13 protein-coding genes and 1 pseudogene are annotated in these 13747 nt (G+C 69.4%); 12 read left to right on the forward strand and 2 right to left on the reverse strand.

What is annotated here, in order from left to right; genetic code table 11:
- Window positions 1-249: 249 nt before the first annotated feature.
- On the forward strand, window positions 250-2016 hold the full coding sequence (locus MJQ72_RS36985; RefSeq protein WP_240595660.1) for a serine/threonine-protein kinase: 1767 nt from the start codon (window positions 250-252) through the stop codon (window positions 2014-2016).
- Here the strand turns inward: MJQ72_RS36985 and MJQ72_RS36990 are convergent.
- A complete protein-coding gene (locus MJQ72_RS36990) occupies window positions 2013-2693 on the reverse strand; it encodes a MerR family transcriptional regulator (protein WP_240595661.1) in 681 nt (226 codons plus the stop codon). The genes MJQ72_RS36985 and MJQ72_RS36990 overlap by 4 nt on opposite strands.
- 74 nt (window positions 2694-2767) lie before the next feature.
- Between MJQ72_RS36990 and MJQ72_RS36995 the strand changes: the two genes are divergently transcribed.
- From MJQ72_RS36995 to MJQ72_RS37005, 3 genes are read left to right on the forward strand one after another with little or no spacing between them, the layout of a single operon-like run.
- Window positions 2768-3742 (forward strand): hypothetical protein, encoded by a 975-nt coding sequence (locus MJQ72_RS36995; protein ID WP_240595662.1) that lies wholly within the window; start codon window positions 2768-2770, stop codon window positions 3740-3742.
- Window positions 3739-4170, forward strand: a complete 432-nt coding sequence (locus MJQ72_RS37000) for an ABA4-like family protein (RefSeq protein ID WP_240595663.1) — start codon at window positions 3739-3741, stop codon at window positions 4168-4170. Before MJQ72_RS36995 ends, MJQ72_RS37000 begins: the two co-directional genes overlap by 4 nt.
- Complete coding sequence (locus MJQ72_RS37005; RefSeq protein ID WP_016331305.1) at window positions 4163-4948, forward strand: purine-nucleoside phosphorylase; 786 nt, start codon at window positions 4163-4165, stop codon at window positions 4946-4948. The genes MJQ72_RS37000 and MJQ72_RS37005 overlap by 8 nt, the downstream gene beginning before the upstream one ends.
- A 63-nt stretch (window positions 4949-5011) precedes the next feature.
- Here the strand turns inward: MJQ72_RS37005 and MJQ72_RS37010 are convergent, their stop codons facing one another.
- The gene (locus tag MJQ72_RS37010; protein WP_240595664.1) at window positions 5012-6169 is read right to left on the reverse strand and encodes a glycosyltransferase; all 1158 of its coding nucleotides are present in this window, start codon (window positions 6167-6169) and stop codon (window positions 5012-5014) included.
- Between the two features lie 29 nt (window positions 6170-6198).
- On the opposite strand from MJQ72_RS37010, the gene MJQ72_RS37015 reads away from it, so the two are divergent.
- From MJQ72_RS37015 to hisS, 8 genes and pseudogenes are all read left to right on the forward strand, one after another.
- Entirely contained in the window at window positions 6199-7836 is a 1638-nt protein-coding gene (locus MJQ72_RS37015; protein WP_240595665.1) for a phospho-sugar mutase, read from the forward strand.
- A gap of 1 nt (window position 7837) precedes the next feature.
- Window positions 7838-8290 carry a flavodoxin family protein gene (locus tag MJQ72_RS37020; protein WP_125732377.1) on the forward strand — a complete coding sequence of 151 codons (453 nt, stop codon included), beginning with the start codon at window positions 7838-7840 and terminating at the stop codon, window positions 8288-8290.
- 401 nt (window positions 8291-8691) lie between these two features.
- On the forward strand, window positions 8692-9084 hold the full coding sequence (locus MJQ72_RS37025; protein ID WP_038519350.1) for a helix-turn-helix domain-containing protein: 393 nt from the start codon (window positions 8692-8694) through the stop codon (window positions 9082-9084).
- The gene (locus tag MJQ72_RS37030; protein WP_126735233.1) at window positions 9081-9602 is read left to right on the forward strand and encodes a hypothetical protein; all 522 of its coding nucleotides are present in this window, start codon (window positions 9081-9083) and stop codon (window positions 9600-9602) included. The genes MJQ72_RS37025 and MJQ72_RS37030 overlap by 4 nt, the downstream gene beginning before the upstream one ends.
- Window positions 9599-10732: an MAB_1171c family putative transporter gene (locus tag MJQ72_RS37035; protein WP_240595666.1), complete on the forward strand. Its 1134-nt coding sequence runs from the start codon at window positions 9599-9601 to the stop codon at window positions 10730-10732. The genes MJQ72_RS37030 and MJQ72_RS37035 overlap by 4 nt, the downstream gene beginning before the upstream one ends.
- Complete coding sequence (locus MJQ72_RS37040) at window positions 10729-11922, forward strand: amidohydrolase family protein (protein WP_240595667.1); 1194 nt, start codon at window positions 10729-10731, stop codon at window positions 11920-11922. Before MJQ72_RS37035 ends, MJQ72_RS37040 begins: the two co-directional genes overlap by 4 nt.
- Window positions 11923-12014: 92 nt before the next feature.
- Window positions 12015-12403, forward strand: a pseudogene (locus MJQ72_RS37045) (hypothetical protein).
- A 36-nt stretch (window positions 12404-12439) separates the two neighbouring features.
- The gene (hisS, locus tag MJQ72_RS37050; protein ID WP_240595668.1) at window positions 12440-13726 is read left to right on the forward strand and encodes a histidine--tRNA ligase; all 1287 of its coding nucleotides are present in this window, start codon (window positions 12440-12442) and stop codon (window positions 13724-13726) included.
- Window positions 13727-13747: the final 21 nt, after the last annotated feature.

The raw sequence follows: 13747 nt of genomic DNA on the forward strand, positions 1-13747 counted from the left end.
ACGCGTGATCAGATGGACGGCACGCGTGACGGGATGGACGACACGATCGCGGCCGGGCTTCCGCCCGAGTCGTCCGCCTGATCACGCGTGGCGTCCAGTCAGTCACGTGTGCCGTCCCTCGAGTCACGCGAAACCACCGGCACCAGCCACTCACGAGAGTGCTCCGCGCCGGTGACGCCGGGCGGCCCGTTCACTCCGACAGGGCACGGCGCATGGGTCCGCCACACGGGCATACGACACAATTGGGCGGTGCCGTCCGACACCACCGAGCCCAGCGAGAGTCCCGGCGACGAGAAGCGTGTAGTCGCCGGGCGATATCGGTTGCGCTCGGTCATCGGATCAGGGTCGATGGGCACGGTCTGGTCGGCCTACGACGAGTTCCTGCACCGTCCCGTCGCGGTCAAAGAGGTCCGCCTCCCGCCCGGCGTCCCGGCGTCGCAGGCCGACGAACTGCGCGAACGGACCCTGCGCGAGGCCCGCGCGATCGCCGTTTTGAGCCACCCGAACGTGATCATCCTGCACGACGTCGCACGCGAGAACGACGAACCGTTCGTGGTGATGGAGCTGCTGCCGTCGCGCAGCCTCGCGCATATCCTGCGCGACCACGGGCCGCTGACGGTCGAGCAGGCCGCGGCGGTCGGCATCGCGGTGGCGTCGGCGCTCGAAGCCGCGCACGCCGCCGGGATCACCCACCGTGACGTCAAACCGGGGAACGTCCTCGTCGCGGGCGACGGCCGGATCAAGCTCACGGACTTCGGCATCGCGCGCAACGTCTCCGAAGCCACCATGACCCGCACCGGGATGATGCTGGGCTCTCCCGCCTACATCGCGCCCGAAGTCGCTTCCGGCGGCGCCGTCGTCCCCGCCGCCGATCTGTGGGGTCTCGGCGCGACACTGTTCGCCGCCATCGAGGGCTCGCCGCCGTACGACGCCGACGGCGACCCGCTCGAAACGGTCGGCAAGGTCGTCAACGGGAAGGTGCCGAAGCCCGGCCCCGGTCCGCTGGCCGACGTGATCGGCGCGCTCATGAAGAAGGAGCCGTCGAAGCGGATCACCCTGCGCGAGGTGCGGCGCCGCCTGTACCCGTTGCAGGCCAAGACGCTCATCGACCTCTTCCCGGCCGAGCTGTTCCACACGCCGGACGGCAAGAAGACCACCGCGCATCTGGACGCCACCGACACCCAGGTGATCAAGCCGGTCGCGCCGGAAAAGCCGGGCGAGGGCACGAGTTCCGCACTCGCCGCCGACCCCGGTCCGCTGCCGTTCCTGAACCAGCCCGCGCCGGCGCCGCCCGTCGAGCTCGCGCCGATGCCGACCGTCACGCCACCGCCGCCTCGCCGTCCCGGCCGGTCGACGGCGGCCACGGTGGTGCTCGCGCTCGCGTCGGTCGTCCTCTTCCTGCTGGCCGCGGGCGGCGGGTTCGTGCTGGCCAGGGCCGTCGGCGGACAGGATCTGCGGCCACCGGAGAAGGTGCAGCAAGGCGACACGATCGTCACCCAGCCGCCGCCGAAACTGATCACGCAGCAGGGTGACGCCAGCACGGTGAACGGCCTCAAGGGCGGCCGGTTCAGCCTCGGCGTCCCGGAGGGCTGGCAGAAGTTCGTCGCCCCGCACGTCACCAGGGGTGTGCCGAGCACGGTGGTCCAGTACGTCTCACCCGACGGCCGCCAGGCGATCCGGGTCGAGCGGCTGACCGGTTTCCTGGCCGACAGCCCGCCGTCCGCCTACTTCGGCTGGCTGAAGAGCCAGCATCCGGAGATCGCCCCGATCGGGGCGCCCACCACCGTGCCCGGGCGGGGCGAAGACAGCCAGCGGTACACCTACCGATCGACGGAGCGCGCCTCCGGCAACCGGGATGCGGTGAACGAGAGCATCACGCGGACGACGTACATGGACCTCTTCGGCGGCGGCGCGGATCTGTGGATCCTGTCCGTGACCTCGACCATCGAGCAGGAGAACTCGGCGAAGACCGGGATCTTCGAGCCGGTCGCGCTTTCGTTCATCGTCGACGGCTAGCCGGAGGCCCGCCGGGCGAAGTACGCCTTCGAGGCACGCTGCTGCGCCAGCCTCCGCAACACCGAGAGCAGCCTGTCGCCCAGAACCGTCTCCACGACGGCGATCTCGATCATCTGCTCCAGCGACTCGATCCCGGCGATCCCTTGGAGATCCAGGTCGGCGGTCCGGTCGGCGATCTCGGCGTAGGCGTCGAGCTTCTCGAGATACCAGCCGTGCCCGACCTCGCGGATCGTGCACAGGACGCCGACCAGTGCCTGGATGACCAGGTCGTCTTCGTCCTTGCAGGGCCAGCCGCGGCGGTCGGCGAGGTCACGGACCGTGGCCAGCGCCCATTCGCGGGCTTCGTCGTCGACGACCCGCTTCGAGGTCGTGATGCCCTGCTGGGCGATACCGAGGACGTGGTGGGGGCTGGCCTCCCCGGCGTCGACCGCGGCGAGCACCTCGCCGACCGTCGCGAGCGAAAGGCCGCCGACGTCCATCAGTGCCCTGATCAGCTTGATCCGCTGCACGTGCCCGTCGCCGTACTTCGCCTGGTTGGGGCTGGTGCGCTCGCCCGGCGGGAGCAGTCCTTCCCGCAGGTAGTACTTGATCGTGGCGACCGGGATCCCGGTTTTCTCGCTCAGTTCGGCCATCCGCACGCGTGCGCTCTCCGATCTCGGGGACGGTTCCAGGGTCATCCCTGAAGACTTCTCAGGATGGATAGTTTAGCTTCCCATAACGGAGAGCTTGACTATCCATTCTGGGAGGGACCATGACCATCTTGACCGATCTCCGGGAGAGAACCCGCACCTGGCACCGGGGTTCGTACCGCCTCGCCCAGGCCTTCGCCGTGATCACGGTGCTGTGCGTCCTGGCGATGCTGATCGACCAGCGGACACTGAACGGCGCGCCGCTCTGGGCGAAACCGTTCAAATTCGCCGTCTCCGCCGTGCTGTACTTCTTCACCTGGAGCTGGCTCGTCTCGCTGCTGCCCAAGTTCCGGCGGACCGCGGGCTGGCTGGCGAACGTACTCGTCGTGATCTTCGCGGCCGAGTACGCGCTCGTGATCTTCCAGGCCGCCCGCGTCCGCGCGAGCCACTTCAACAACGCGACGCCGCTCGACAACACGATCTTCCAGGTCATGGGCGGGATGATCGCCGTGCTCTGGGTGGTCAACCTCGTGCTGACGATCGCGGTGATGTTCACCCGGCTCCCCGACCGCGCGACGGCGTGGGCGGCCAGGATCGGCGCGATCCTCGGCATGATCGGGATCTCGCTGGCGACGCTGATGAGCAGCCCCACCCCGGATCAGCAGGTCCTGCTCGACGCGACCGGCCAGTCCGCGATGATCGGCGCGCATACCGTCGGCCTCCCCGACGGCGGCCCCGGCCTGCCGATCCTCGGCTGGAGCACGGTCGGCGGCGACCTGCGGATCCCGCATTTCCTCGGCCTGCACGGGCTCCAGGCGCTCCCGCTGCTCGCGCTCGCCCTCGGCGTCCTGGCCGCGCGCTATCCGCGGCTTCGCGACGACGTCCTCCGGCTGCGGCTCGTGGTGATCGCCGGCGTCGGCTACGCGGGCCTGCTCGCGTTGCTCACCTGGCAGGCGCTGCGCGGCCAGTCGATCGTCGCCCCCGACAGCCAGACCCTCACCGCCTTCGCCCTCCTGATCGCGGGCGTCGCCTTTAGCGGGCTAATCGCGATCGGGCGCCCGGTGAAGGACAGGGAGCCGGAGGTCTCGCTGCGATGAGCGTCGAAACCCTGTTCACCTGGACCTTCCCGCTGGCGACGCCGTTCTGGCTGCTGATGATCTTCCTGCCGGGCTGGTCGTGGACCCGCCGGATCATGTCCTCGCCCTGGACGCCGCTGCTGCCGCTGATCCCGTACTTCGTGCTCGCCATCGCGCATTTCGGCGAGCTCTGGACGGCGGTCAGCAGGCCGGACCTCGGCGTGCTCGGCGCGTTCACCGGCACGCCGTACGGGGCGGCCACGATCTGGGCGCATCTGATCGCCTTCGACCTGTTCATCGCGCGCTGGATGTACCTCGAATCCCGCGAGCACCGGATCCACCCGCTGGTGACCGGCCCGATCCTGGCGCTCACGATCTTCCTGTCCCCGTTCGGGCTGGTGGCGTTCCTGCTCGTGCGAACCGTCCGGATACGCTCGTCGCATGAGTGAGAACGAGGTCGCGGCGGCCGCCGCCATCGCCGAACGCACCGGCGTCGAGAAGCACGACATCGCCGTCGTGCTCGGTTCGGGCTGGCGCCCGGCGGCGGACGTCATCGGGGAGCCCGAGGCGGAGATCCCGCTGGGCGAACTGCCCGGATTCGCCGCGCCGGGCGCGGTCGGGCACGGGGGAACCGTCCGGTCGGTCCGCGTCGGCGAGAAGCGCGCGCTGATCCTGCTGGGCCGCACGCATTTCTACGAGGGCAAGGGCATCGACCCGGTGGTGCACAACGTGCGCACCGCGGCGGCGGCGGGCGCCGGGACGGTGCTGCTGACCAACGCCGCGGGCGGCCTGCGCGAGGGCTTCCGCGTCGGGCAGCCGGTGCTGATCTCCGACCACCTGAACCTCACGGCGCGCTCGCCGATCGTCGGCGCGAACTTCGTCGACCTGACGGATCTCTACTCGAAGCGGCTGCGCGACATCGCGCGCGAAATCGACCCTTCGCTGGAGGAGGGCGTCTACGCGGGGCTCACCGGGCCGCATTTCGAGACGCCCGCGGAGATCCGCATGCTGCGGACGCTCGGCGCCGACCTCGTCGGCATGTCGACGGTGCTGGAGGCCATCGCCGCCCGCGCCGCCGGGGTCGAGGTGTTCGGGCTTTCGCTGGTGACCAACCTGGCGGCCGGGATGACCGGGGAGCCGCTGAACCACGAAGAGGTCCTGGAGGCGGGCCGTCAGTCCGCCACCCGCATGGGCACCCTGCTCAAGGAACTCGTCTCCCGCGCCTGACGCTTTGCACATGAAGGCCCCCTTCCCTCGGCTGAGCCGAGAGAAGGGGGCTTCACGCGCTTCTCAGCCGGCGAATTCGGGAAGCCGCTGAGCGACCTCCGCGGGCGACGGCATCGCGGCGACCTCCTCGGCGAGCCGGCGCGCGGCCCCGTGGACGGTCTCGTCGGCGAGCAGCTTTCGGGCCTGCTCGAAAATGACGTCCTCGACGGCTTCGGCACCGATCAGCTGCACACCGGCTCCGGCCGCGACGACGGCCTCGGCGTTCGTGAACTGATCCGCCCCCTGCGGCAGCACCAGCTGCGGCAGCCCGGCGCCGAAGGCACCCAGCGTCGTCCCGCTGCCGCCGTGGTGGACCACGAGGTCGACGTGCGGCAGGAGCTCGACCTGCGGCACCCACATCTCGACGCGGACGTTGCCCGGCACCTCGCCCAGCCCCGCCGCATCCACCGACGGACCCGCCGCGACGATGACGTCCGCGTCGAGCCGCGACAAACCACGGATGGCCCGTTTCAGCACGCCTTCGTCACCGAACGCGGTCCCGAGCGTGAGATAGACGAGCGGACGGCTCTTGTCCCGGCCTGCCACGCCCGCCGGGAGGTCTCCCGGTTCGGCCCAGCCGACCGGGCGCAGCGGGATCCGGTTCGCTCCGGCCAGGAATTCCGGCGATTGCACCGATTCCGGGCAGATGTCGACGACAGGGTCGCCGAAGGACCGCGAATCCAAATCCGGCAAACCGACCTCCGCGGTGTATTCCGCGAGGCGGCCGTAGATGACATCCATGACGTCACCCGGCGAAAACCGGCCGAAACCGTGCCCGATCGCGGGAATCCCGGCGAGATGGGCGGCGATGGCGCCACCTGCGTTGCCGCTTTCGTAGACGACGAGATCCGGCCGGTGCCGCTCCAGCACCGGTGTGAGATCGGCGACGAACCGGCGGGGCAACACATTTCCGAACACTTCGCCGATGATCGGATTGAACGATTCGGGTGGGGCATCGGAGGCGTTGGGTTTGGGAGCGTCGGGCCCGGCGATCGACTCGAACGCCTCCCGCATCCCGAATCCGGCGCTTTCCACTGCCAGACCGGCCTTTTCGACCACCGTCAGCATGTCGTCGCCGGTGGCGAACACGACCTCGTGCCCGGCGTCGCGGGCGGCGACGGCGAGCGGTAGTAGGGGATAGAGATGACCATGACTCACCAGAGAAGTGAAGATCAATCGCACCCTCTCCAACGTACCCGTAGGCTGACTCGGTGACGACTTCCTTGACCTCGGATCTCCGGGATCGGGCGTTCCGCTGGATCGCCGACGACCCGGACGACGATTCCCGCGTCGAGCTGCAGAACATCCTCGCCCGCGCGATGGGCGGCGAAGCCGGTGCGGCGGACGAACTCGCGGACCGGATGGCCGGGCCGCTCGAATTCGGCACCGCCGGGCTGCGCGGCCCGGTGCGCGCGGGCCCCAATGGGATGAACGTCGCGGTCGTCACCCGGACGACGGCGGGCGTCGCGGCCTGGCTGACCGCACAAGGACATTCGGGTGGCGTCGTGGTGGTCGGCCGCGACGCGCGGCACGGTTCGGAGGCCTTCGCCAAGGCCGCCGCCGAGGTGCTGACAGCCGCCGGGTTCGCGGTGAAGACGCTGCCCGGCCCGCTGCCGACGCCGGTGCTCGCGTTCGCCGTGCTGGAACTCGGCGCGGTGGCGGGCATCCAGATCACCGCGTCGCACAATCCCCCGGCCGACAACGGGTACAAGCTTTACGACGCGACGGGCGGCCAGATCGTCCCGCCTTCGGACGGCCAGATCGAACGGGCCATCGAAGCCGCTCCCCCGGCGATCAGCGTGCCGCGCGAGCCCGGTGCCGAAGTGCTGGGCGACGAACTCCGGGACGCGTACCTCGCCAAGGTTGCGCTACTGCCGCGCGGCCCGGAACGCGGGGTCAAGGTCGCCGCCACCGCGCTGCACGGCGTTGGTGCGGAAACCCTGCGCGCGGCGTTCGAGCGCGCCGGGTTCACCGACCTCCATCTGGTGGCCGAGCAGGCGGCGCCGGATCCGGACTTTCCGACGGTTTCCTTCCCGAACCCGGAGGAACCGGGCGCGACGGATCTCTTGCTGGCACTGGCGTCCGAGGTCGGCGCCGACCTGGCGATCGCGCTCGACCCGGACGCCGATCGCTGCGCGCTGGGCGTGCGCGAGCGGGACGGTTCGTGGCGGATGCTGCGCGGCGACGAAACGGGCATCCTGCTCGGCTGGCATGTTCTGTCCACAGTGGACTCGACCGATCCGCTGGTCGCGACGACCATCGTGTCGTCGTCGATGCTCGGCGAAGTCGCGAAGGAATTCGGGGCGCGCTACGCGGAGACCTTGACCGGGTTCAAGTGGCTGGTCCGCGCCGGCGAAGGGCTCGTGTTCGCTTACGAAGAGGCGCTCGGCCTGTGCGTGAACCCCGGTTTCGTCCGCGACAAGGACGGCATCTCCGCCGCCGTGCTCGCCGCCGGCTTGGCCGCTTCCCTGCGCGCGGCGGGCCGCGGGCCGCTGGACGTCCTCGACGAGCTGGCCGTGAAGCACGGGGTGCACGTGACGGATCAGGTCTCGCTGCGGGTCACCGATCTGTCGGTGCGGGAGCGCCTGATGGCGGGCCTGCGCGCCGCTCCCCCGGCGTCGCTGGGCGGCACCGCCGTCACGATGGAGGACCTCCTGCCCGACGCCGATGTCCTCCGACTGACCGGCGAGGGGCTGCGTGTCGTCATCAGGCCGTCCGGGACCGAGCCGAAACTGAAGGCATACCTGCAGATCAAGGAGCCGGTCACCGACGATCTCGCCGAGGCGCGCGCCGCCGCGGACGCGCGGCTGGCCGCGCTCCGGACCGACATCGAGTCCCGGCTGGTGTGACGTGCCGAAGCTGCTGATCGTCCACCACACGCCGTCGCCCTCGACGCAGGCGATGTTCGAAGCCGTGCTCTCCGGCGCGAATCATCCGGACATCGAGGGCGTCGACGTCGTGCGCCGGGCGGCGCTGGGCGCGACCGTGCCCGACGTCCTGGACGCCGACGGCTACCTGCTCGGCACCCCGGCGAATCTCGGCTACATGTCCGGCGCCTTGAAGCACTTCTTCGACACCGTCTATTACCCGTGCCTGGATTCCACGCGGGGACGGCCGTTCGGGTTCTTCGTGCACGGCAACAACGACACGTCCGGCACCGTGCGCGGGATCGAGGCCATCACGACCGGCCTCGGCTGGGAAAGCGCGGCCTCGCCGGTGCTCGTCACCGGCGAACCGGGCAAAGCGGATCTCGAGGCCTGTTTCGAATTGGGCGGCACTCTGGCCGCCACGCTCATGCCCTGACCGCCCTCGCGTTTCGTCCTCTGAACGCGGTGGTCCACATCACGAACCACCGCGTTCAGAGGACGAAACGCCTGGAGAAAAGTAAGGGGCCTGTCACCGGAAGCCCTGGGGGTCGACCTCCGGCAACAGGCCTAGGCCAAGGGTTCGCCGTGATGGCGATCAACCTTGGCTGCCTCAGCGTACTACATCCGGCACGATCTTGTGCACCCACCGGAAAAAACGGCTCTCACTCCGGCGTCCGTGCACCCCCAGGGCACGGATTCCGGAGTAAGAGACCGGACACGGCACGAAACCGCTTGACAACTGTAAACCACTGCATACATGCGCTGTCAACAGCTGCGGACAGGCTGTATCGCGTTACACTCCAACTACGGAACGGGACTACGGAACGGTTGGGGGTCATGTCGCCGTATCAGACCTTCGCCCAGAAACTGACCGCGCTGATCGATTCGGTGCGCGCGGACGAAGGCGCCCCGCACAGCTATCGCGAGCTCTCCGCGGCGATCGACCGCGCCGGCGGGCCCACCATGTCGCCCGCGTATCTCCAGCAGCTCGCCACGGGCAAACGGGTCAATCCGAAGATCCACTACGTCGAAGCGCTGGCGAAACTGTTCGGGGTGCCGATCACCTATTTCTTCGACGAGCAGGAGCCCCAGCCGGTCGGAGAGGCCACACTCATGGCCATGCGCGCGCAGGAGCTTTCCCCGCAGGGCCGTCGTCAGGTGATGGACCTGCTGGAACTCGTCGAACGCTACGAACGGGCCGAGCGCGAGCAGCCGGAAGAGAACCGATGAAGGAACGGGAGCTCCGTAAACGCTGCCGCAAGATGCTGAACAAGCTCGACATCGAGCCGCCGCTCGACGTCGGCGTGCTCTGCGAGCGGCTCGGCGAACAGCGCGGCAGGCCGATCCGCCTGATGCCGTACCCGCTGGAGGTCCCCGGCCCGTTCGGCTGCTGGATCGCCACCGGTTCGGCGGATTACATCTTCTTCCAGCAGGAGACCACGAAGTCCCATCAGGACCACATCATCCTGCACGAACTCGGGCATATGCTCGCCGATCACCATCCCGGCGGCGACGCCGAACCCGCCGACTTCCTGCGCGGCCCCGCCACCGGGCTCGACGGCGACGCGGTACACCGCGCTTTACGCCGCACCTCCTACGATGAGGCGCACGAATGGGAAGCCGAGACCGTGGCGACCATCATCCTCGAATGGGCGTCGGTCTTGAACTACACGATTCCCCGTCGCGCCGACGACGATGACGTCCGCCGCGTCCAAGGCGCGCTGGGCGACCATCAAGGGTGGCTGTGACCGCACTGTTCTCCCCCATCAACGTCGTGGCGATGGTGTTGTTCGCGACCGCTCTCGCCTGGCGGATCTACCAGACGTACCGCGCGCCCCGCCTGCTGCCGAACTGGGCGATCACGATCACCATCGTCTGCGTCGCCGGCTCCTTCCTCGCCCAGCAGAAGGTCATCGTCGGCTGGCTCGACGGCCTGACCGGCAAGGGCACCGGCCGTCTGGTCAACAACGTCATGCTCGCCATCGGCGTCTGCGCGCTGTTGATCGTGTTCCTCGGCTCCGCGCTGGGCCCGCGCAGGCCGGGGCGGGTCCTCTTCGAGCTGATCCCGTTGTCCGGCGCGATCACGCTGATGCTGGTCGCCATGGCCGTCACGCCGCCGGAGGTGCGGGGGCTGGCGCTGAGCCCGAAGCTCGTGCACGTGCCCGGGGTGGCGCTGTTCTACCTCGGCGCGGGGATCTACCTGATCTACGGCCTCGCCGCCTGCGCCTGGTGGATCTTCCGGTACATCCGCACCGCGGACCGCCATCTGAAGATCGGGCTGAAACTCAGCGCCGCCGGGCTGATCTGCCTGTCCGTGGGCAGCGTCTTCCGCGCGCTCTACATCGTGATCGCGTGGGCGTTCGGGCCGTCGATCCCGCTCCTGCTCACCGTCGCCGTCCCGTTGGTACTCCTCGGGATCGTGCTCTTCCTCGCCGGGATCACCTATCCCGGCGCCCGCGCCCGGTTCGCCGCGCTGCGACGCCGCCGCCAGCACCGGCGGCACCACGAAGAGCTCACCCCGCTGTGGACCGCGCTGGCCGGGATCTACCCGAACATCGTGCTCCGGACCACGCCGCAGGGGACGTGGGAGCGGTGGCGCCCGCGCACGGTCCACCGCCGGTACTACCGCCGGGTGATCGAGATCCGGGACGGGCTCGTACAGCTGAGCCCGTATCTGGAAACCGATCTGACCGCACTCGCCGCGGACGATCCGCAGGCGGCCGCGGAGGCGCTGAAGACGGCGATCGCCCGGCAGAGCGCGGGCGAGGAGACCGACGGACGCGCGAAGCTCGTGCTCCCCGGCGGCGCCTCCGACATCGAATCCGACGTGCGGCCGTTGCTCGCGCTCTCCGCCGCCGTCTCCAGGAGCGACGCATGACGACACAGCTTTTGCTGACCGCGAGCCGGATCCTGCCGCGTCCGAGCACCCCGGTCGAAGACGGTGCCGTACTCGTCGAAGGCGGCCGGATCCTCGCGGCGGGCCCGCGCGCCGAGGTCGTGGCACAGGCGTCGCCGGACGCCGGAAAACTCGACTTCCCCGGCGCGACCCTGTTGCCCGGCCTGTTCAACGCCCATGTGCACCTGGCGTTCGACGCCACCCGCGAGATGCTGCCGAACTTCCTGGCGAGCGACGACGACGCCTTGCGCGCGGGCGCCAAGGACCGCCTGGGGCAACTGCTGCGCAGCGGGGTCACGACGGTGCGGGATCTCGGCGATCGTGGCGCTCTGGGCGCGCGGGTCAGGTCGGAACTCGAAGGCGCCGCCGCGCCGCGCCTGCTGACCGCGGGATCGCCCCTGACCGTCCTCAAAGGACACTGCCATTTCTTCGGCGGCGAGGTCGACGGCGACGACGCGATCCGGGCCCTGATCGACGCCAACGCGGCGGCGGGCGCGGACGTGATCAAGGTGATGGCCAGCGGCGGCCAGATCACCGAGGGCGGCGCGGACATGTGGGAGTCCCAGTTCGACGTCCGGGCGCTGCGCCTGATCGTCGAACACGCGGGGCGCCACGGGCTCCCGGTCGCGGCGCACGCCCACGGCGCCGACGCGATCGAGGCGTCGGTCGAGGCGGGCGTGGCCACGATCGAGCACTGCACCTGGCTGACCGGGCCCCAGCGGCAGGATCGGCGCGAGGGCGTCGCCAAGCGGATGGCCGCCGAGGGCATCGCGGCGTGTTCGACGAGCAGCCGCAACTGGCGGATGCTTGCCGAACGCATGGGCGAGGAGCTCGCGAAGACCGTCTACGGCAGGCTGTCCTGGCTGGAGGAGCTGGGTGTCCCGCTCCTGGCGGGCACGGACGCCGGATTGCCCGGCTCGGTCTTCGACGACCCGGTCGGCGCCCTCGAACTCTACGAATGGCTCGGTTTCGGCAGGCGCCGGATCCTCGAGATCGCGACCGAGGACTCCGCCGCCGGGCTCGGCCTCGGCGACGTCACCGGACGGCTCGCCCCCGGGCTGAGCGCCGACGTCCTGGCGGTCGACGGCGACCCGCTCGCCGATCTTTCCGCCCTCCGGAACCTTCGTCTGGTGCTCTCGCGCGGGCTTGTCGTGAGTGGCGTTTCGGGTTAGAGCCGAGGGTGTCGCGAGTTCCGTGCAGCGTCGCCGGAAGGCAGGGCGTCAAGTTTGGTGACACTGTTTTAAAACAGTGTTATGGTTGCCTCATGGAAGGACCGATCAAACTCTTCACCGTCATCGCCCTCGTCTCGCTGCCGACGGTGATGTACGGCGGCTACGCACTGATGGGCGTCCTGCGCGACAAGAAACTGACCGAGCACCAGCGCGGGATGTTCCGCGCCGGCCACGCGCACGCCGGCGTTCTGCTGGTCCTCGCACTGGTCGCGCTGCAGATCCTCGGGCAGACCGGGCTCCCGGACACCGCTCGGTGGATCGTGTGCTTCCTGCTGCTGTTCGGCGTGCTGGCCCAGTCCGGCGGCTTCTTCCTGCACCTCGCACCGGGCAAGGGCAAGCTCGGCGGGCGGGTCACCGGCACCGGGGCGGTCCTGCTCGGGCGGCGATCCTGACCACCGCGTACGGCGTGGCCTTCCCCTGACAAAACCGCTGGCAACGGCTCGTTAAGCTTGTTGACGTGCCTGAATACCTGCCGACAGCCCCCGCCAAGGGGACCCGCGACTTCCTGCCCGCCGAGATGTCCGTCCGGACGCAGGTGTTCGGCCATCTCTACGACGTGCTCGAACTGCGGGGTTTCCTCCGCTACGACGGGCCGATCCTCGAACCCGCGGAGATCTACGAGCGGAAGTCCGGGCAGGAGATCGCCGACCAGCAGCTGTACACGCTGACCACCAAGGGCGGCGAGCGGCTGGCGCTGCGCCCGGAGATGACGCCGTCGGTCGCCAGGATGATCGCGGGCAACGCCAAGGCGCTGCAGTTCCCGGTGCGCTGGTACAGCCACCCGAACTGCCACCGCTACGAGCGGCCGCAGCGTGGCCGGGTCCGCGAGCACTGGCAGATCAACGCGGACATCTTCGGTTCGGACAGCGCGAACTGCGAGATCGAGATCTTCGAGCTGATCCACGACATGATGAGCGCGCTCGGGGCGACCCCGGACATGTTCCAGGTACGGGCCAACGACCGGAACCTGCTCTCGTCGGCGCTCACCGACATCGTCGGCGTGACCGCGGAGCAGTTGCCGCAGGTGTTCACCCTGGTGGACCGCTGGGAGAAGGCGGACCGCACGAAGCTGAGCGACACCGCGACCGAGATCGGCCTGACCGACAAGCAGTTCGAGAAGCTGACCGAGATCCTGTCCTCGGGCGCGGCTCTGCTCGACGAGCTGCCCGAGCAGGTCAAGGAGAACTCGAACCTGGTCAAGGTACTGAACAGCGGCGCCGCGGGCCTGATCACGTTCGATCCGATGATCGTGCGCGGGCTCGCGTACTACACGTCGACCGTGTTCGAGGTCTTCGACACCTCTCCGGAGAACCGTCGTGCCCTCTTCGGCGGCGGCCGGTACAGCGACCTGGCGTCGTTGTTCACGTCGCAGCAGATCCCCGGGATCGGTTTCGGCATGGGCGACGTCACGCTGATCGACTTCCTCGACACGCACGGCCTCACCCCGAAGCCGCGCAGCGAGGTCGACGTCGTGGTGATCCCGGTGACCGAAGAGCTCACCGACGCCTCGCGTGAGGTCGCCGGACGGCTCCGGAAGGCCGGGTTGCGCACATCCACGCCTGTCGAGCTCCGCAAGCTGGGCAAGGAGCTCACCCGGGCCGACAAGGCCGGGGCGCGCGCCGTGGTGATCGTGGGCCAGGAGGACTGGGACGCCGGGAACGTGACAGTGCGCGGTCTCGCGACCCGCGAACAGCGGACCGTTGCCCTCGACGGTGTGGTCGAGGCGGTCAACTCCTCGCTCTGACAACGAAAAAAGCCGGCACCC

It is taken from the genome of Amycolatopsis sp. EV170708-02-1 (assembly GCF_022479115.1).
Lineage (GTDB): Bacteria > Actinomycetota > Actinomycetes > Mycobacteriales > Pseudonocardiaceae > Amycolatopsis.

Excerpts from the sequence above, each read along its gene's own strand:
- MJQ72_RS36990 (WP_240595661.1), bottom strand. The coding sequence starts at position 2,693 with ATGACCCTGGAACCGTCCCCGAGATCGGAGAGCGCACGCGTGCGGATG.
- MJQ72_RS36995 (WP_240595662.1), top strand. The coding sequence starts at position 2,768 with ATGACCATCTTGACCGATCTCCGGGAGAGAACCCGCACCTGGCACCGG.
- MJQ72_RS37000 (WP_240595663.1), top strand. The coding sequence starts at position 3,739 with ATGAGCGTCGAAACCCTGTTCACCTGGACCTTCCCGCTGGCGACGCCG.
- MJQ72_RS37005 (WP_016331305.1), top strand. The coding sequence starts at position 4,163 with ATGAGTGAGAACGAGGTCGCGGCGGCCGCCGCCATCGCCGAACGCACC.
- MJQ72_RS37025 (WP_038519350.1), top strand. The coding sequence starts at position 8,692 with ATGTCGCCGTATCAGACCTTCGCCCAGAAACTGACCGCGCTGATCGAT.
- MJQ72_RS37030 (WP_126735233.1), top strand. The coding sequence starts at position 9,081 with ATGAAGGAACGGGAGCTCCGTAAACGCTGCCGCAAGATGCTGAACAAG.
- MJQ72_RS37040 (WP_240595667.1), top strand. The coding sequence starts at position 10,729 with ATGACGACACAGCTTTTGCTGACCGCGAGCCGGATCCTGCCGCGTCCG.